Origin of the sequence: Novipirellula sp. (assembly GCF_041583735.1) — a bacterium.
In the GTDB taxonomy this organism is placed as follows: Bacteria; Planctomycetota; Planctomycetia; order Pirellulales; family Pirellulaceae; genus Novipirellula.
This window is the reverse complement of sequence record NZ_JBFHFD010000083.1, coordinates 1-19,154: the sequence shown is the minus strand read 5'-3', so window position 1 is coordinate 19,154 and position 19,154 is coordinate 1. Positions and strand designations below refer to the sequence as shown.

Annotated in this window: 18 protein-coding genes and 1 pseudogene; 10 read left to right on the top strand and 9 right to left on the bottom strand. The window is 54.9% G+C overall.

Annotation, left to right across the window (positions count from 1 at the left end; all coding sequences use genetic code 11):
* The 4 genes from ABX962_RS08995 to ABX962_RS08980 form a co-directional block, all read right to left on the bottom strand.
* Positions 1-705: AAA family ATPase (locus tag ABX962_RS08995; protein ID WP_372718624.1), on the bottom strand; the 705-nt coding region annotated here is incomplete at its 3' end.
* A gap of 191 nt (positions 706-896) precedes the next feature.
* On the bottom strand, positions 897-1,103 hold the full coding sequence (locus tag ABX962_RS08990; RefSeq protein ID WP_372718622.1) for a hypothetical protein: 207 nt from the start codon (positions 1,101-1,103) through the stop codon (positions 897-899).
* A gap of 16 nt (positions 1,104-1,119) precedes the next feature.
* Positions 1,120-3,480 carry a ferrous iron transport protein B gene (feoB, locus tag ABX962_RS08985; RefSeq protein WP_372718620.1) on the bottom strand — a complete coding sequence of 787 codons (2,361 nt, stop codon included), beginning with the start codon at positions 3,478-3,480 and terminating at the stop codon, positions 1,120-1,122.
* 148 nt (positions 3,481-3,628) lie between these two features.
* The gene (locus ABX962_RS08980) at positions 3,629-3,877 is read right to left on the bottom strand and encodes a ferrous iron transport protein A (RefSeq protein WP_339943817.1); all 249 of its coding nucleotides are present in this window, start codon (positions 3,875-3,877) and stop codon (positions 3,629-3,631) included.
* Between the two features lie 439 nt (positions 3,878-4,316).
* Between ABX962_RS08980 and ABX962_RS08975 the strand changes: the two genes are divergently transcribed.
* Genes ABX962_RS08975 through ABX962_RS08965 form a run of 3 tightly spaced genes read left to right on the top strand, consistent with a single transcriptional unit; the run spans position 4,317 to position 5,975 of the window.
* On the top strand, positions 4,317-5,063 hold the full coding sequence (locus ABX962_RS08975; protein ID WP_372718618.1) for an RluA family pseudouridine synthase: 747 nt from the start codon (positions 4,317-4,319) through the stop codon (positions 5,061-5,063).
* A 2-nt stretch (positions 5,064-5,065) separates the two neighbouring features.
* Positions 5,066-5,572, top strand: coding sequence for a putative molybdenum carrier protein (locus ABX962_RS08970; protein ID WP_372718616.1), 507 nt, complete (start codon positions 5,066-5,068; stop codon positions 5,570-5,572).
* Complete coding sequence (locus ABX962_RS08965; RefSeq protein WP_372718614.1) at positions 5,559-5,975, top strand: hypothetical protein; 417 nt, start codon at positions 5,559-5,561, stop codon at positions 5,973-5,975. Before ABX962_RS08970 ends, ABX962_RS08965 begins: the two co-directional genes overlap by 14 nt.
* 149 nt (positions 5,976-6,124) lie before the next feature.
* On the opposite strand, the gene ABX962_RS08960 is transcribed toward ABX962_RS08965, so the two are convergent.
* Positions 6,125-7,405, bottom strand: coding sequence for a PQQ-binding-like beta-propeller repeat protein (locus tag ABX962_RS08960; RefSeq protein WP_372718612.1), 1,281 nt, complete (start codon positions 7,403-7,405; stop codon positions 6,125-6,127).
* Between the two features lie 214 nt (positions 7,406-7,619).
* On the opposite strand from ABX962_RS08960, the gene ABX962_RS08955 reads away from it, so the two are divergent.
* Positions 7,620-8,819 (top strand): tRNA-uridine aminocarboxypropyltransferase, encoded by a 1,200-nt coding sequence (locus ABX962_RS08955; protein ID WP_372718610.1) that lies wholly within the window; start codon positions 7,620-7,622, stop codon positions 8,817-8,819.
* A gap of 219 nt (positions 8,820-9,038) precedes the next feature.
* Here the strand turns inward: ABX962_RS08955 and tnpA are convergent, their stop codons facing one another.
* Positions 9,039-9,503: an IS200/IS605 family transposase gene (tnpA, locus tag ABX962_RS08950; protein ID WP_372718608.1), complete on the bottom strand. Its 465-nt coding sequence runs from the start codon at positions 9,501-9,503 to the stop codon at positions 9,039-9,041.
* Positions 9,504-10,031: 528 nt separating this feature from the next.
* Here tnpA and ABX962_RS08945 point away from each other — a divergent pair.
* The 5 genes from ABX962_RS08945 to ABX962_RS08925 all read left to right on the top strand — a co-directional run bounded on the left by ABX962_RS08945 (position 10,032) and on the right by ABX962_RS08925 (position 14,343).
* Positions 10,032-10,253 carry a hypothetical protein gene (locus tag ABX962_RS08945; RefSeq protein WP_372718606.1) on the top strand — a complete coding sequence of 74 codons (222 nt, stop codon included), beginning with the start codon at positions 10,032-10,034 and terminating at the stop codon, positions 10,251-10,253.
* Between the two features lie 70 nt (positions 10,254-10,323).
* Entirely contained in the window at positions 10,324-11,595 is a 1,272-nt protein-coding gene (locus tag ABX962_RS08940; RefSeq protein WP_372718604.1) for a serine hydrolase domain-containing protein, read from the top strand.
* 888 nt (positions 11,596-12,483) lie between these two features.
* Positions 12,484-13,272 (top strand): SDR family oxidoreductase, encoded by a 789-nt coding sequence (locus ABX962_RS08935; protein ID WP_372718602.1) that lies wholly within the window; start codon positions 12,484-12,486, stop codon positions 13,270-13,272.
* A 15-nt stretch (positions 13,273-13,287) separates the two neighbouring features.
* On the top strand, positions 13,288-13,779 hold the full coding sequence (locus ABX962_RS08930; protein ID WP_372718600.1) for a GNAT family N-acetyltransferase: 492 nt from the start codon (positions 13,288-13,290) through the stop codon (positions 13,777-13,779).
* A 162-nt stretch (positions 13,780-13,941) separates the two neighbouring features.
* Entirely contained in the window at positions 13,942-14,343 is a 402-nt protein-coding gene (locus ABX962_RS08925; RefSeq protein WP_372718598.1) for a hypothetical protein, read from the top strand.
* A gap of 152 nt (positions 14,344-14,495) precedes the next feature.
* On the opposite strand, the gene ABX962_RS08920 is transcribed toward ABX962_RS08925, so the two are convergent.
* The 3 genes and pseudogenes from ABX962_RS08920 to ABX962_RS08910 form a co-directional block, all read right to left on the bottom strand.
* A complete protein-coding gene (locus tag ABX962_RS08920; protein WP_372718596.1) occupies positions 14,496-15,914 on the bottom strand; it encodes an autotransporter domain-containing protein in 1,419 nt (472 codons plus the stop codon).
* A gap of 623 nt (positions 15,915-16,537) precedes the next feature.
* Positions 16,538-16,849: pseudogene (locus ABX962_RS08915) on the bottom strand (NADAR family protein); the annotation flags it as partial.
* A 15-nt stretch (positions 16,850-16,864) separates the two neighbouring features.
* Positions 16,865-16,996 carry a hypothetical protein gene (locus tag ABX962_RS08910; protein WP_372718594.1) on the bottom strand — a complete coding sequence of 44 codons (132 nt, stop codon included), beginning with the start codon at positions 16,994-16,996 and terminating at the stop codon, positions 16,865-16,867.
* A 212-nt stretch (positions 16,997-17,208) separates the two neighbouring features.
* On the opposite strand from ABX962_RS08910, the gene ABX962_RS08905 reads away from it, so the two are divergent.
* Positions 17,209-17,742, top strand: coding sequence for an NIF family HAD-type phosphatase (locus ABX962_RS08905; protein ID WP_372718592.1), 534 nt, complete (start codon positions 17,209-17,211; stop codon positions 17,740-17,742).
* Positions 17,743-19,154 lie beyond the last annotated feature (1,412 nt).

The following is a 19,154-nucleotide window of genomic DNA, read 5'->3' as shown; positions in this document are numbered from 1 at the left end:
TTGCACGTGAGGGGCCAGAATTACCTCGCGGACCAGCGTTTGCCACTTCATGATCTCGGCACCATCCATCACCTTTTCAATTTCCGTTTTCACACGGCGAGTGGTGCGATCGACGATCTCGTTCAAATCTTCGCGGGAACTGTAACCGACCACCAATTTGAATAGGAAACGGTCCATTTGGGCTTCCGGCAGCGGGTAGGTGCCCTCTTGTTCTATCGGGTTTTGTGTTGCCAGGACGAAGAAGGGTTTATCGAGCGTGAACCGTTGGCCCGCCGCCGTGACGGTTCCTTCTTGCATCGTTTCGAGCATCGCCGACTGCGTTTTTGGCGTCGCACGATTGATTTCGTCCGCCAACAAGATTTGCGTGAACACGGGACCACGCTGGAACTCGAACTGGCGTCGTCCGTGCTCGTCCTCGTTGATCATGTTCGTGCCCAAGATATCCGCGGGCATCAAGTCAGGAGTGAATTGGATGCGGTTGAAATTCAGCTCGAGGACTTCGGCAAGCGTTCGCACCAACATCGTTTTACCGAGACCGGGAACGCCTTCGAGCAGACAGTGACCGCCACATAGCATCGCTGTCAACACGCCATGAACGATGTCGTCGTGACCGACGATCACGCGGCCAATCATGTCACGCACAGCCCCGTAACGACTACGAAACTCATCCGCTTGGCTCTGCATCGACTCGACAGTGGTGCTCATGTTGCGTTTGGCAAAGTGTGGAGAAACGAAATGACCGGACACTCGGTGCCCGATTCTAACGAAATTCCACGCCGCGTGGGGCAACCCACCCCATCATTTTTATAAGGCCAAGATGGGGGTTAGGCTTCTAGGCTTTCATCAAACCCAATTCCCAATTCCCAAAAATCCCCAAAACACGACCTCCGCATCCGCTATCGCGAATCACGTTTAGGACGGCTCAACTGAACCAAGTTGTTTTCGGCTTTGGTCGCAGGATTTTTGGGGCAATGACCACAGCCCACCGAGTCCTCCGGATTGCGGCTGAGCCCCTTGCGAATGGTTGAAACCATCGCTCGCAATAACCATGCGGCGGCCGCCAAGACAATGCCGATCGAAATGATGGTTTGCCAATCGATCACGATGCCATGTTCTCCCCTAGAAAAAGCGCGTGCCAACTTGGTAAGTCAACATGGCACCAAAATACGCGAGCACGGTCATATAAGTAAAACTGAGCACCGGCCAGAACCACGAATTGGTTTCTCGTTTGATCACCAATAGCGTGCTGACGCACTGCGCACACAGTGCAAAGAACACCATGATCGATAACGCCACCGGCACCGTGAACACCGGCCGGCCGTCAGGCCATTTCGAGGCTCGTAGCGCCGACATCAATCCTTCGTCCTCTTCGTCGACGTCGCCGCCAAGACTGTAAATCGTTCCCAAGGTCGCGATAATCACCTCGCGTGCCGGGAAACTTGCGACCGCTCCGACACCAATTCGCCAGTCCCATCCGAGCGGCTTGACCACCGGTGCGATCACATGACCGATATGTCCGAGCGCACTGTTCTCCAATAGCGACGCACTCAAGACGCGATGCTCGGCTTCGAGCGTTTCAATCTGAGCGGCGATTTCTTCAAGCTCAGGCGTCTCTGCCACGATTTCATCCTCTGCCGCTGATTCGCTCGCTGCGACTTGAATCGATTCGAGTCGTTCGAGTTCACGTTGGATTTCAAATTGTCGCGAATGGTCTCCTGGCCAAAAACCAGCGAACCAAATCACAATCGACGCCGCAAAGATCATCGTGCCCGCACGCACGACAAACGCTTTGCTCGCTTCCCAAACGCGCGAAAACAACACACTCGCCGAAGGAACCTTGTACTCGGGAAGCTCCAACACAAACGGAGCGACCTCGCCTCGCAGCAGCGTCCGTTTCAATAGCCATGCAATCGGAATCGCGACCACGACACCCACTAAATACATGGCCATCAATACGAGCGCCTGCGTCGACAGTAATCCGCCCACGTAGCTGGCACTTGGAATGAATGCTCCGATCAACAACAGATAAACGGGTAATCGAGCACTGCAGCTCATTAGCGGCGCGACCATAATCGTGGCAAATCGGTCGCGGCGGTTTTCGATCACGCGAGTCGCCATCACACCAGGCACCGCACATGCAAACGAACTCATCATCGGCAAAAACGACTTGCCGCTCAGCCCAAACATCGTCATCACGCGGTCGACCAAAAAGGCGGCTCGCGCCATGTAGCCGCAATCTTCCAACAGTGCCAAGAAGAAGAACAGCAGCGCGATCTGCGGCAGAAAAATCAATACGCCGCCGACGCCCGCGATCACGCCGTCCACCAACAAGCTCCGCAGCATTCCCGGGGGTACGATCGCCGTGACCCAGTCCGATACCAGTCCGGTGCCGTATTCGATCGCATCCATCGGATACGACGAAAACGAATAGATGCACTGGAAAATCAGGAACATCATCGCAAAGAAGCAAACCAATCCGACCACGCGATGCGTCAACACCGCATCTAACAGATCGGTTGCGTTGCGTGGTTTACCAAGCTTGGTTGAGACCACATTTTGCAGACTGCGTGCGGCCCACGAATAGCGTGCACTACACTCCATATCGATTGGATCGCCCACCTTGTCGGCTAACTTCTCGCGCGCCGCACTGATCGCAGGCAAGACGGCGGCTCCCAGGCGGCGGACGGCGCGGCGTTCCGCTTCGCCACCGCGATCCAACAACATTCGTTCAATTAGATATTGGTCGGGCAGAACCGCCTCGGCCGCCGCGCGGTGCGAGAGTGATTCCGTCGTGCAGGCTCGCGCGACCAACTCGCTTCGCAATTCGCTGCAAACTTCGTAAAACTCGCTGGGAAGGGGACGGTCACGCTGCTTTAGGTGAACGGATTCGGAATCCGCTTGCTCGAGTTCGGCGCGGATCACCGATTTCAATTCGTCGATTCCCGTCCTTCGCGATGCACTCGTGCAAACGACCGGAACGCCGAGATTCTTGGATAATTGGTCGACATCGATCACAAAGCCACGTGCGTCAGCAGTGTCAATCATGTTCAATGCGATGATCGTTGGTTTTCCAAGTTCGAGCACTTGGCTGACCAAGAATAAATTTCGTTGCAGCACGGTCGCGTTGACCACGCATACAATCACATCGATCGGCGATTCCGATTCGACATCGCCTGTCAAAACCTCGACCGCAACCAATTCGTCCGGTGAACGTGGCGCCAGACTGTAGGTGCCTGGCAGGTCAACTAGATCGATGACACGGTGGTCGCCGGCGTCGGTGGGGCCGCCCAGGTTGCAGCGTCCGATCTTCTTTTCAATCGTGACGCCCGCATAGTTGCCCGTGCGGACATTCATTCCCGCCAGTGCATTGAACAGCGTGCTCTTGCCCGTGTTGGGGTTGCCAACAAGCGCCACGCGGGAGGTTACTTTTGCAGTCGTCTTTCCCGCCGAGGGCAAGGTGCGATTGGCGGAACTCGCCATTGATTTAATCTATGTCCTAGGAAGGTCGTGCCAGAAGGAAGGAACGCTCTGGCGAAAGGAAGGGGGAGAGGTCGTGTCGATCAGGACACGGATCATCGCATCCGAATTGATTGATTACTTGCGGATGGGGGCAAAACGAACGCGGTCGTTAGGAAACCAACGCGGGTTCCGCGATCGGTTCGATCAAGACACGACGTGCTTCGCCACAACGAACCGCAATCCGACTGCCCTGGACCGAGCATTTCAACGGATCACCCAGCGGCGCCGAGCGTAGGAATTGTACCGATTGACCTGGGACAAAGCCCATTTCTCGCAAACGCGATGCAATACCATCAAATCCGTCGATGCGGACAATTTTGGCCATTTGCCCCGGTTGCAGCTGATCAAGTGTCGTCACAGTCACGCCTTATCCTTTTATTGAGAATCAGTCTCAGTAAGGCTGATTGTGAACATCTCGCGGGCTGTTGTCAAGACAGCCGGGGCATTCAGCGTTTGGACGCCCCGGAACTTCGCTAGCAAAAAACGTCGAGACTTTCGTTCCAACCGCGGCTTCGGGGGGCGTTATCGGCTGGAGGGAACCGGCCAAAGGCATCTCGATTTTTAAGGTCGCCCCACCCAAATTTCAGGTCCTGACAAACGACTCGCTCTCTTCGATCAGGATTCCGCAACTTGCGATCACCGCTGCCAATTCGCCGCGGCAGCGAAGAATCCGCCCGGAATTGTCTCAATGCCCTACGTTTCCTTGCTCCGGGGCACTACAACCAACGTAATTACATTTCGGATCTTACGATCTTCGGATCTCTTATTCTCCTTTGTTCCCAATTCGCTCGTCACTCATGTCCGACCTTGACATCCTTTTTGAAGACAACCATTTGCTGGTCATCAATAAACCAGCCGAACTGATCACGATGGGGGCAGAAACAGGTCCCACCCTGCACATCCACGCCACCGAATACCTGCGAAAACGCTACAACAAGCCGGGCCGTGCGTATCTGGGGATCGTCAGCCGATTGGATTCGATGACCAGCGGCGTGATCGTGATGGCGAAAACCAGCAAGGCTGCATCTCGGTTGACGCCCCAGTTTTCGGGACAAGGCAAAGATCTCGCCTCGAAAACCTACCTCGCCGTGCTCGAGGGATGTTTGGACGCTGAGTATGGCGAGCTGGTCGACCATGTTGCTAAAAACGATTCGGCTCGCCGCATGGAAATTGTGCCGAAACAGCGTGATGGGGCGCAGCTCGCTCGGCTGCGATACGTCTGTCTCGCCGCCACGCCCGATGCATCGCTCGTCGCGGTGCGGTTGTTGACCGGACGCAAGCATCAAATTCGGCTGCAATTCGCCCATCTCGGTTTCCCCGTTTGGGGTGACCGGAAATACGACGCCAGCAACCCATTCGAATCGGGGATCGCGCTGCATAGCTGGAAACTCGAAATCACCCATCCGACCCTACGCGAACGAGTTGGTTGGTCCGCGCCGCTGCCCGAATCGTGGCAGAAATTTGGTAAGCTAATTCCATCGCGACGAAATCTTGTCCTGGATAATTCGATGGAAGCGAAACTGGGAACGCCCGAACAGCGGTAGTTATGACCAAAAAGAAGTCGTCACAAATCAAACGTGCCGCCAAACCACGACTCTGGCCGGTAATGATCATCTCCGGAGGCCAAACTGGGGTGGATCGAGCCGGGTTGGACGTCGCGATCGCGTTGGGGATTGGTCATGGCGGTTGGTGTCCGGCAGGCCGCTTGTCCGAAGACGGCAGCATCCCCAGTCGTTACGAGTTGCAAGAGATGCCATCGAGCGACTATCCCGCACGCACCGAGCAAAACGTGATCGACAGCGACGCGACCTTAATTTTGTACGAAAAGAAACTAGGTAGCGGCACGCGATTGACGCGGCGGATTTGTGATCGACTTGACAAAGCATATTTGCTGGTGCGGTTGCCGGTTGACCAACCCGCGATGATTGCCAGCTGGCTTGCCAAGCAAAAGCCAGCGACGCTGAACATCGCCGGACCGCGTGAAAGCACGTCCCCCGGCATCTACGAACGTTCGTTTGCTTTTCTGATCGACGTTTTCAATGAACATCCCTGACACTGTCCTGCAGCTCAAACCGCTTGTCGACACAGGACTTTGTGTGCTGATTTGGTTGGTCCAGTGGATCATTTATCCCTCGTTTGAATACTGTGATCCCGATCGATTCCAATCGTGGCACCGGCGCTACACCCATTTGATCTCGTTCTTTGTGATCCCGCTGATGTTCGCGCAAGTCGGGCTGCACGGTTGGACGATCGTGTCGAATCCAAGTATCGCCGATGGGTTCGCGATCTTCGGTATCGTCATCGCCTGGGTTTCAACGTTCACGCTCAGCGTCCCCTGCCACAATCGCTTGCAGCAACACGGCTACGAAGTTGCCACGATTCGCCGTTTGGTCCACACCAATTGGATTCGCACCGTCGCCTGGACCGCCGTCCTTGCGAGTAACCTTTTCTCGTAGCCGCCTTCGCCAGCAGGTGTCGATTCGTATTGGCAGGCCACCCTCCACGCTCTGGCGAGCGTCGCTACAAATCGCAAATGCCGTTGCCTGCTGCCTGCAAATGCTTCACGCCGCGATCCTATTTCGCGGTCCTATTTTACTAAGCAAAACTATTTCGCGATGCAAAACAGATGTGCTTCGCCACGGATGAACATCTCGTTGTCAACGATCGCGGGCGTAGCATCGACGGTCTCACCCATCGAGCTTGTCGCTACCACCTTTAGCGTCGGCGAATCTTCGATCACCACTACCGACCCGCTGCGATCGAACAGGTAGACATAGCCTCCCGCGGCAACGGGGGATGCATAGATGTTCTGCAGCCCTGGCAATCGCTGCGTGCTGTAAAACAGTTTCCCCGTCTTGGCGTCGACGCACGACAACAATCCCGATTTGCCTTTGTAGAAATAGATGCGTCCAGACGACAGCAACGGTGAAGCGATATCAGGCGTGTCGCGATCCAAGTGCCACACCACGTTGCGGGTTCCTTCGATGTCGCCGTGGCCGTCCAGCTCGAATGCGCCCAAGAACGCGCCACGAAATCCGCTGCCAATGTAAACGATTCCGTCGGCGTACACCGGACTCGCTGCAGGACGCTGGGTTTGTCCCCCGCACGACCACAACTCGTTGCCGGTTTCCAAGTCATAGCTGCGAGCGGTGGTATCACCATTCATGATCACTTGTTTTTTGCCATCCGACGGAACCACTAGCGGCGTGGCCCAGCCGGTGGGTTCGTCGCGATCGGTTTTCCAAATCGTCTTGCCCGTCCGCTTGTCCAACGCGTACAGCGCCGAGTCACCTTCGTGGTCCCACGGCAACAAGATCATCTCGCCTTCGATCGTGGGCGAGCTGCCTTCGCCAAACGAATTTCGCGTTTGCATCTTGCCAAAATCGTCACGCTTCCACACCAGCTGGCCATCCATTGTGTAGCAGTACAGACCGCGCGAACCAAAATGCGCGTAAACGTGCTCGCCGTCGGTACAGGGCGACGCGGATGCAAAACTGTTGGTCGCATGCGTCGGCTCATGAGGCGTCGACGTGGTGGCGACCGCATCCCAAACCAAGTTGCCGGTCCCGCGATCAAAACACAGCACCTTGAAACTCATACGAGGCAGTCCGCCTGCGCGATTCGCATTGCTCGCCGGTTCGCTGGTGACGATAAAGACACGATCCTCCCACACCACCGGCGAACCCGAGCTGCGACCTGGAATATTGACTTTCCATTTCACGTTTTTGCGGCTATCGAATTCAACCGGCGGATTGGCACCGGGCGCGACTCCGTTACCCGTTGGCCCACGCCAATGAGCCCAATTGTCGGCATGGACATCCGCGGTCATCCACTGCGAAAGACATAGCAAGCTTGCCAGACCGGCAATCCAGATAGCACGATTCATAATAATTTCACTCAGTGATAATGGGGCCGAGGACTTCGACGCGCGAAGAAGATGGCCATCGAGGATTGGAGGATGACGCCGTCTTGTCGGCGGACTGCGATCGGATTGGGGGAAGGCAGGGCGGCATTTTACAGTACACTACGGCCAAGGTCATCAAGGTTCCCTTGCTCGGCTGATCCTCAATTCACCTGTTTTTCCCGATTCACCGTCATCGATGCCTGCTCTGCAAACCCGACCCTCCAAGGACACTGAACCACGTTGCTATCGCTGTTTTCGGCCTGCCGAGGCCTGTTTCTGCGACGTGATTCCCGAGGTCGATAACCAAACCGACGTGTTGATTTTGCAACATCGCCGCGAGCGGTTTCACCCGTTCAACACCGCTCGCATTGTCAATCAATCGCTTCGCCGCTGTGATTTGATGACCGAGCACAACGTCGACCTCAACCGGCGGTTCGAATCACTGCCGCTGTCTGATCGCGTCGGTGTGCTATACCCCGGCAACGATGCGAAATTGTTGAGCGAACTTTCGCCTGCCGAACGTCCCGAGCAATTGATCGTGATCGACGGCACGTGGCATCACGCTAAAACGTTGATGCGGGATATCCCTCGACTGCAAACATTGCCGCGGTACCGATTGGCACCGGCAACCCCTGGCCGCTATCGAATCCGCCGCGAGCCGAACGAGCATGCGCTATCGACACTCGAAGCCACCGTGTCGGCATTACGGGCGATCGAGCCCGAGACCGAGGGGCTTGATCGGCTGCTTGGTGCGTTCGAGCGGATGGTCGATGACCAACTCAATCACACCCCGTCAGCCACCAATTGGCGAGCCAACCAATCGCGGCGTCGCGGTTCGGCCAACGTGCCACGCGTTTTGACACGCGAGCTCGAGAATGTCGTTGTCGCCTATGGCGAGCAAGAGAAGGGAGAGCGGCTGGATCGCGGAGCACGCCGAGGAGTGCGGAATCGTTTCCGCGCTAAACCGATCCTCTGGACTGCCGAGCGGCTGGTCAGTGGCGAGCGTTTCGAATGCGCAATCCAAACCGACTCGGGACTCGAGAGTGATTTCCTCCAGCGTTTGCAGTTGACCGAAAGTGACTTTGCCGATGCTGTTTCGGTCGATACCTTTCGCCAGCAGTGGCGAGCATTCTTGCGACCGACCGACCACGTTGCCGTGTATCATTCGAACACTGCAAAGTTGCTGAGGAACGTCGATGCCGAGTTTTCCGACACCTTGATCCTAAAGTCGATTCACATGAAGTCGCACACCAAATCCGATTCGCTCGAATCGTTCTTGGTCGACCAAGCGATCCAGGCTCAAGTGGACGGCAGTTCCCGAGCATCGCTACGGCTCGCCAACGCCGTCGCCTTCGCAAAGCACCTCAGCCAACGCGAGACCACCCCGCAACCCTAGCGGCAAAGCACACGCATTCACGAAGGGGTAGCACGCGAACACAAATCCGTGGTTGGTCGACAATCGCGAAGCGATGACCTGCGATAACCAAGGACGTAAGTCCGTGGTTTGGTCGCAGATACAAAAATCGCGAAGCGATGTCATGTGATAGCCACGGACGCAAGTCCGTGATTATTCCGAGACCATTCTAGGCCAGTCGCAACGCGACGACAGGCGTTTTCACCCAACGATTTCCTGTTCGAAGACGTAGCGTGGATCAAATTCGATTTCATGTTTCTTGAGCATTGCTAGGTACTCATCGCGGAAGGTCCGTTTGCGATGATGTTCCCGTTGGCCCGCAATATACGCCTTGACTTCATTCGCCATCGATTGACTGACTGAGAATGCACCGTAACCAAGTTGCCATTGGAATTTGTTTTTCAACCATTTTTGCTCGTTGATCCACTTCGATGAGTTTGCTTTTAGCAATTGAATGGTCGCAGCGATTGCAAACGTAGGATGGATCTTAAGCAACAAATGAACGTGATCTTCAATTCCGCCCGACTTCAGTAGTACGGCTTTGTGGTCCTTTATTGTTCCTCCGATGTAAGCGAAGAGGTCGTCTAACCAATCTGAGTGAAGAAGTGGCTTACGATATTTGGTTGAAAAAACGACATGCACAAGAATACCGTGATGAGATGACATCGTCCGTTCTCCTGTCGTTGGATTACGACAACTTGTGTTTTAGGGCTTTTCCCCGAAATGTAGTCTGGGACTATTGTCTATCCTCGCGTTGCGACTGCTTGATTGCAAATCGCAGGGCGAGGGCAGGTTACGACGTCGGGTGCTATCATTACGTGGCCACCAATCGGGCAACCGGGGGCAAGTCCTCATGCCGTCGCTTCGCGACTCGGCAAATTAAGTGCAACGTTTTTCCCCGGACTGACGTCCGGGGCTACAGCCTGTCGTCGCGTTGCGACTCGCAGACAACAAAATCGCGAAGCGATGGCATGTGATAGCCACGGACGCAAGTCCGTGGTCAGCAAACAACCGATTCAATCCAGTCGCGACGTGACGACAGGCGTGCCTTTCGAGATCCACGGGCAACGACCCCACGTACCAGCAAACCATGCGATTCGTCTCTTCAACGGAGCCTGCATTTCTGTGCGATCTCATGTCGTCGCTTTGCGACTCCGCAAATTGAGTGCAACGTCTTTCCCCGGACTGACGTCCTTGGCTACAGCCTACCATCGTGCTGCGACTCGCAGACGACATAGTCGCGAAGCGATTGCAGGCGAGAACCACGGACGTCAGTCGGTGGTTCACTGCGATTTTTGGGCGGACACGCTGGGATATTGCCTTCTAACCGAGCTCGAACCGAACCGTTTTGCATCAAAGAATCGGGCGGGGATGATCGCCCGTTCACTGTTTGGGGGGCTCGAAGAGGCGGACTAGGAGCCATGGAGGGATCTCGCTACGCTATCGCTCTGAAATTCGTTCCCGGCGTCTCCTACCGTGGTGTTGCATGAAGACTGTGAGCTATTTTGCGGGCGTGCTGTGCTGTTTCTTGGTGGCTGCTGGCCCGTTGCCAGCCGAACACAATGCGGCAGCGAAGAAAACACCCCACATCCTGGCTCCTCAAGATCACAACATGCTCCGTAAACATTTGGACGAAAGCGTGCTGCGTGGCGAAGTTCCTGGGGGCGCCTTGTTGCTGGTGCACGAGGGCCAGACGGTTTTCAAAGACGGATTCGGGTTTCGCCATATCAAACACGGCAAACCCTTTACCGCGGACACGCCGTTTCACGTCGCTTCGATTTCTAAACCGATCATCGCCACGCTTGTCGTGAAGCTTGCCGCGGAGCGGCGATTGGATTTGGACCGTCCGATCGATGCGTATCTACATGAAATGAGTGATCTGGTGCTCGAGTCCGGCGAGCGACCCGTAACCATACCGACGCTGCGTCAATGTCTCAGTCACACCGCTGGCTTTCGCTCGGACTATGACGAGGGAGGACGTCCGTGGCTGCGACTTCGAGGTCAAGGGATGACGCTGGCCGATGCGGTCACCGACGAAGCCAAGATACCGATGCCGATCCATCCCGGTACCGAATTTGCCTACAGCGGGATTGGATACGATATCGCGGGCCGAATCGTCGAATTGTCGACCGGCAGTTCACTTGAAACCGCGATTCAAACGGAGCTGTTCGAGCCGCTGGGGATGACGCAGACGACGTACTATCCCGACGAGGAGACCGCCGAACAGATGGCCGATTTTTACTGGCTCTGGCGATCGGACGGAAAGTTTCGCCGCAAGCTGCCTCCGCCGCTCATTCCAGCGGGGAAATACAAGTCCGTCGGTGGCGGGATTGTCTCGACACTCGACGATTTGAACAAGTTCATGTTGTTGCACCAGAATCATGGGGTGCATGATGGCAAACCGTTCATCCCACGTGATGCGATCGAACAGATGTATCGCGGCGATCGACCGGGCAAGTTCTATGGACTTGGCTTTATGCTCAAATCCACCGGCAAAGATGGGCTGGCGAACCAGATTTCGCATTCGGGATCGAGCGGGACGTTGATGTGGTTGGATCGACAACGGCAGAGTATCGGCGTGTTGGCGACTCAGCATCGTTTCAGCGATGGAAAGAAAATGCCTGAGTCGCAAAAACGAATCCCTGCCGATGCACCGACATGGCAAGCGACCACCAAGAAAGAGGTTCTGGACCCGGTGATGGATCGACTTCAAAAGTCGAACGAGCGTCTAGTGGGTGCCCCGCAACGAAAACCGTAACAGACGCGAGTGTCCCTCACCCCGCGCAAAGCAATGCACTCGCAAGGCCGCGTGTCATCTCTTAATCAAAATCATCCTCTTGATCTTAATCCCGCCAGCGTTGTCAAACGGTGGGCAAAATCCTGGGCTGCTAAAAACTTCGGTGTTGATATCGGGGCTTCATGGTGATTTGCTCCGACGCATGTGGATGTTGCTTCTCCATCGACGAAGAAGTGTGTTGGTTTGGTGGCATTGATTACAGGCTGGAGGCCGACACACCCTCTGCCGGCGGCGTGACCCGCCGGCTACCGGAGACGGGGAAACATAGCCCAGCGGGCGGCACACTCTCGGTCAGTGTGTCGGCCTCCGGCCTTACGGCGACAGGTCGCTCTTAAACCGTTGGCTCACGCCAACGGCAGGACATGTTTCGGACTCCGGCCCATTCGATTGCTGCGAAATCAGCATCGGCGAAGTTGATAAAGCGCTGGCAGGAACCATCCCGAACGCAAATCACTGCAGACGTAATGTTCTAGTTGGCGACCCGCACCTCAACCGGCACGACGCCGGTGCACCTTAGAAACCCCATCGCGATACCAACGGATCGCCACTCACCGCCGAATCCTCCTGTTCTGGCAAAAACGGATCATCGCGGCGTCGGTTGCCCACTCAAGATTCAGGCACGCAATGTGCTCAAAAGGGCAACGCTGTGGAGAATTTAGAGACGGCGAATTACGGCGTTTTCGTTCCGTAGCTACGCTTGCCAGAGCGAGGCTGGTTGCTGGCCAATACGAATCACCACCTTCTGGCGAAGGTAGCTACGAGAAAACGCTTCACAGCGTTGTCTAAAGGGGCTCAATGCGAAACCGATTCGCCCCCCCAAAAAACAGTTAAGAACATTCGAGGTCGACGATGAACATTGATTTGAGCGAGAAGGTGGTCGTGATCACCGGTGGTAGTGAGGGGATTGGAAAGGGAATTGCGGTCGAAGCTGCCAAATGCGGTGCGAAAGTCGCCGTGATCGCTCGAGACAAAGATGAGTTGCAAGATGTCGTTGATGCGATTGAGTCCGATGGTGGAACGGCGTTTCTGGCAACAGCCGATGTGACGAATTCATCGGAAATGAAAGCGGCTATCGAAAAGATCGTGGACCACTTTGGACGACTTGACGGTTTGGTCGCCAATGCAGGCACCAACGGGAAATGGGCGCCGATTGATGAGCTAACACCGGAGGAGTGGCGGAGTACGATTGATGTCAATCTGACCGGCACCTATCTCGCGGTTCATCATTGTGTTCCCCACCTGAGGCGACAAGGCAGCGGCAGCATCGTTATCATGTCATCAATCAATGGCACCCGAACGTTCAGCAATGAAGGGGCGTCGGCGTACGCGGCAAGCAAGGCGGGGCAGTTTGCCCTCGGCGAAATGCTGGCATTGGAATTGGCGCCGGCAAAAATTCGCGTCAACGTGATATGTCCGGGAGCGATTGAATCGGAGATCCATGATAAAACCGAACGCCAACATTTGGAGAAAATCGAAACCCCTGTCGAGTTTCCCGAGGGCAACATTCCGCTGACGGGTGGCGAATTTGGAACACCCACCCAGGTCGCCTACCTCGCCGCGTTCCTATTGAGTAATCTCTCCGATCATATCACCGGCACGCCTGTATGGATTGACGGAGGCCAATCGTTAATCGTTTAAGCAGAGAAGCAAGTCATGAATCCATTTCCATTGCATACGCAGCGTCTCGAGCTGGTTCTTCCGTCAGTCGAAGAAATGTTGGCGAAGATCGACGTAATGTCGCCTGCGGACAAGCAGCAAATATCCGAAGAATGGTTGTCGCGTGTCAGCCGTGCCACATCGCCTGATCCTTGGGTTCATGGGTTCACGCTCAAACGTCGCGATGACGACACGGTCATTGGTGAGTGTGCTTTTAAAGGACCGCCAGATTCAGACGGAATCGTAGAAATCGCGTACCACGTGTTTTCTGATCATCAAGGCAACGGCTTCGCGACCGAAACGGCCGCCGCGTTGACTGTCTTCGCATTCACCTACGATACCGTCCGCGTTGTGCGTGCACACACCCTTCCCGAATCAAACGCGTCAACGCGTGTGTTGACAAAATGTGGCTTCCAGTACGTCGGCGAGGTGATGGACCCTGACGACGGCTTGGTCTGGAGATGGGAGAAACACCCAAACGCAGTCTGATTCCAGCCGAACTCAACCCGGTCTGCTTTGGCTGGTATCGAGTCGCCTGCGATGTGGTGATCGGAAAACAGATGGCGAGCGGATTGCTTGGCGGTTAAGCTGTTTTGTTGATCTACGGAACCTCCGCTCCACTCGGACAGGTTTGCATCGAGGAGTGCATCCATGCAGCATTACGACTTCATTGACGATGACGGCCAATCGTCATTGAGACTGTTGCAACGCAATCCATCGGATCGACTGCAACCGCTAATCGGACTGCGTGTTCACGTCCGTTGCTCTGACTGTGTTGCCGGCCTGGATGTCGACGCCGAGTCTTGGAGCGGATTGGTTCGATTGTTCACGCATCCATACGATAAATGCCAATCGGCCGCATGGATCTCGCCGGCAGGAGAATGGAAGCTATCTGTCGAGCGGGATAATGGTGGTGTTTTTACAATCACATCCGAGCTGGATTCGCTTCTTGACCACCACCGCTGGCAACTGCGTACTCAGTTCACAATGTCGGCAGACCGTTTTCAGCTGACTTGCACCGAGATTTTGGCATTCATTGGGACTTGTCGGTGAGAACGTCGATTTAATTACTGCGGCGTTGGTGACGTAGCCTAGGCTTCCAGCCTGGGAACCACTGCAAACCCAGGCTGGAAGCCTAGGCTACGTTAAATTCAACGTCCTTCAGCAATTCAATCGACGTCCCTTAGGCACTCGGCACAGCGGCCTTAGCGAGTCCAGATGATGTTGAAGCTGCCGGTGTGAAAGGCTTGCCGCTCGTTGATCTGCAGATCGTAGTTAGCGCCCACAGTCGTGTTGCGATGTCGGTACGCATTACCGCCGAAACCCACCAGAGCCCAGTCACGGCCTAAGTCCAAACCATCGAGCGCAAAGCTTGTTCCGTTGAAGCTGCCGGTAACCGTGGTCGCAGGATCGAGGAACTCGTGCATCCAGTGAACACGAGTGGTCGGCTGCCAGTTCCAAGCCGAATGCATCAAGGTCCGTTGGGATCCGTAGCAATGAGCTCCCAGGATGCTACGGAATGAATTCGCATCGATGTCATCGACCGTGACACCTCCCGTCCCCGTTTCAGTGAAATCGTCCTGGTGCACCCAAATGTGCTGCAGGCTACTGGTGGGCTGGATCGTCAATGACTGCCACGATCGCGTCCAGCCACGTTCCAGAAAGACGCCGGTCTGGACGCCGCCGAATTCACCTTCGACACCTCCAGAACGCAAGGTTTCGTGATCGTTGTAGCCCGCGGTTCCGGCCAAGATATAGTAGTTGCCTTGGTCGTCTTGCCGATGCAGGAAGACGCCGGCCTGTGTCCCGTTGATGTCCGCACGAGTGCCGTCATCAGAACGAATCGCTTGGTAGCCATAGTTGCCAAACAGTCCGCATAGCGTTTGCGGATCGATGCGTCGGAACACTCCGAACTGCGTGCCGCCAGCGGCATAGTCGAAACCGGCCGCCATCCCGCGTCCGTCCGCTTGTCCCCCAACGCCGTAACCTTCGATCCAACCACTTGCTTTGCCGTTGGTTCGATAGCCGTGGGATGAATGTGATGTATCATCGGTGGTTGGATTATGCACCGCGGGTCCTAGCATCTCAGCATCGACGTAGCTGACCAACTGTAAATCATCCGTTTGATGCGCGGCGTCTAAGGCGACAAATTGGATCCCGCCGCTGTTGGGTTCGCCTGGAGCGTTAAGGATGTTGTGAAGTTGATTTCGCAGCAATTGGAACTGGAAGCCACCGGTTTGAATCAAGACATGAGTGGTGTTGCCCAGCAGATTGGCTAGGGATGATTCAGCGGAAGCGGATCCTGGGGCCGGCGTCGGGTCAGGCGTTGATAACACCAAGTGCAGGGTCGATTCTTTTTGGATGTTGTAGTCGGAAAGCGTGCGACCATCTTCGAGTGATTTACCTGCAAAAATCAGTCGTTGCTGTTCCGGGGGGATGCCAGCATGGTCATGGATCTTTTGTTTCACATTTTCGATGCTGTCCGATGCTTCGACTTCCAGCGTGATGGTTTTTCCGGCAAGCGTCTTGACGAAAATCTGCATCGCCGAGGCTTCTGACGCCATGATCACGCCGACGAAAAACAGTATTCCAAGGAAGAAGGAACGGGCGGTTGGATAACCCATCGACATAAGAGAATTCGATGTTAAAAGAAGAATGGTTTGCATATGAACGCGATGTGCACGAGCCCCGTTCATCGGATCGTCATCAACGCCAATTCAAATAGATTTGCCACAAACCTAATAACCGGATCGACCGGTCCCACCGAGCCCCCGGATGGCGAGTCCTCGCCCCGCTAACGTAAAGACCAAGTGGAACATTGGAAGTAGTGGACGAGGCAACGAGTCCCAGCGACTCAGCGGCACGACGGGACTCATAGCCTTGCGCACGACAGAGAAAACACTCCCCCCCCCGCGTGATTTGTCACAGAACTCAAATGACAAAGCTATTTCCGAACAGTGCCTCGCTTTGTTTGCAGAGCTTGGCGAAATGATTGCGGCATATTTGGGTAAAACCTCCACTTTGGAAGAATTGAATGTTGGATTCGTATTCACAGGGCTCGTAAATGAGTGATCCCCAATGATTGGGGTAAGCACGAAACATCATTATGCTGCGAAACGGACGAAGAAACTGCGAATATCGAGACCTTTCTAATTTAGCAGGCAGGCATCACGGACGCGGGGCGATATCCCGAAGCAGCCGCCAGGCGGCAAGCCGATTTGAATATTCTCACGCCTCGCTGCCGTCGTCACTTCGTTTCCTGTTGTCGCAGTTTTTCCCGTACTCCCATCAAAATTTGTCCAAGCATATTTTTGCCACTGCCGTCGCCGCCGTCTCCCCAGTAGTCGTCATTCGCGGTGTGCTCGACCAGTTTCGCATTGCCGGTCGCCAGCAACCTTTCACACAAGTCATCGTGCTGAGTGAACTTTGCCATGACCGCATCCCGCATCACGTTGTCTTTGATTGACTCCCAATCACGGCGAAGCTTCTTTTTGCGATCTCGTCCAAGCCGAGCGGCAATCATCGGCGTCTTGGCCTTTCGCACTTCTTCTCGGTGACCATCGTCTTGGAATTTCTATGCTTGAAAGTAGTGCTCGGAAGTTGGCCAGCGTTTTCCTTTCAGTTTGATCGAGTAGGCAGCAAAATTAGAGAACTCGCCATACTCGTCGTTTACGCTGTAGAAGTGGATGACGCTCGGTTCTGGCATGTCCCTGTCCTGGAGTTCCGTTTGGTGTATGCGGATGTTTACAAGAGACAATACCGCGCTGGAAAGGTTCGGAAGATGTGAACCATTCCACAAGAACCGGTGTCGCAAACGCTTATCCTAGTCCACTAAAGATACTGTTGGCCGCCGACCAAATTTAGGAGGGCGAAGAAATCAATACACAATCGAGTCGCCCGTCAGATCCGCGACCACTTTTGATTCTCGATGTTGATGAGACGTTAATACACGCTTCAGAAGATTCATTGAAGCAGCCCGTTGATTTCCGCTGCGGCCCCTACTTCGTATCGCGAAGGCCATATTTACGCCAGTTCTTGTCGGCATGTGCGGTTCGGTTTCAATTGGCTGTTTGGTCGTCTTCAAGTGCCGACTATCTGCACGCGGTTTTGGCACAAGCCATTCCATCGGATGTTCAGTTGGCGTTTGTATGGAGTCGTGATCGCTGTGTTCGTCGATTTGACGCAGAGTGGCAGGAGTATTACTTCGTAAAGGACCTGAGGAAAGTAAAGCAGATCGGCTTTGATCTTGCACAAGTCTTGGTCGTGGATGACACTCCGAAAAAGCTCGAACGCAATTATGGCAATGCAGTCTATGTGAAACCGTACTTTGGTGAATCGGACGACGACGAGTTGTCTCGACTGGCGGCGTATCTGCCCACGCTTGCAAGGGTTGATGATGTTCGAAAAATTGAGAAACGGGGCTGGCGACGTTCTCTTCGCCCGGCACCGTGAAGATGACGCATCAATATCGATGCGTCGGACGTGCGGAGACCGTCGATTGCGTTCTTAACGCCGGCATGTTTGGCTTTGCATGGCGTTCAGCAACAAAACGTCTCGGGCAACTGGTTGTCTACCGAAGCTAAAAAGATGCAGCTGGCACTCCAGGGGCAATCGATCGATCGTGGGATCTCCTGCCGTCGCTTCGCGACTGGTAGGAACGGGGGGATCGTTGGCTCCAGTGACCGCAGTGCAAGCTAACAGCTTTCCCAGTCTTATATTTTCCTGCCCCTCCCATCTTCCTGCCCAACCACTGGTTGCTCAGAGCGAATCCGCCATTGAGAAGCGAGTTCAGTGCGATTTCGAGATGAGCTGTCCAGCATCCCGCCATAGAAATCTTTCTGTCGCACCAATCTTGCTGTCGTTACATGCGGTGTGAGCGTCTTTGTCAAACGGGAACAGGTCGCATCTGCATTTTCCGGATAGGCCTGATGCGACAGGACACCCCAAAGGTCACGTTCGGCGACCGTGGTATTGAGTTGACAGAAAGATTGGTGCGACAGAAAAATGAGAGTGCCACGGCGATTCGCGATTGGGGTTGGTCGGCCAGTTCTTCTTCATTTTCTAACCTTTTCCATTTTTTAACCTTTCACTGCATTTCAGCTGCACGGGATCGGGTTGGCGAAGGCAGCACCTGCCGTCGCTTCGCGACTCTGTGCGATGGGGTGTGTGAATTTCCACGGACTCACGTCCGTGGCTACAACCTGTCGTCGCGTTGCGACTGGTAGGAACGGGGGGAATGGTTGGCTCTGATGACCGCAGTAGAGACAGTGTAGTTGCCCGATCTTTAATTTTTCTACCCCTTCCCCTCTTCCTACCCAACCTCTGGTTGCGCAGAGCGAACCTGCCATCGCGCGGCGAGTTCAGTGCGATTTCGAAATAGGTTGTCCAGTATCCCGTCTTTGAAATCTTTCTGTCGCACCAATTTTTCTGTCCTCACCTGCGGTGTGAGCTTTTTTGCCGTACAGGAACAAACGCGTCTCGGAGTCTGCGGAAACGCGATACGACGGAACGTTCTACAGACCTTGTTCGGCGCCGATTGTGGTATTGAGTCGACAGAAAGATTGGTGCGACAGAAAAATGTGAGTGCCACGGCGATTCGCAAGTGGGTTTGATCGGCCAGTGCTTCCCCATTTTCTAACCTCCCATCTTCTAACCTTTCACTGCGTCTCAGTTGCGTGGCGTCGGGTTGCAGACAGCTGCATCTGCCGTCGCGTTGCGACTGGTTGGAACGGGGGGAATGGTTGGCTCTGATGACCGCAGTAGAGACAGTGTAGTTGCCCGATCTTTAATTTTTCTACCCCTTCCCATCTTCCTGCCCAACCTCTGGTTGCAATGAGCGAACCAGTCATCGTGCGGCGTGTCCG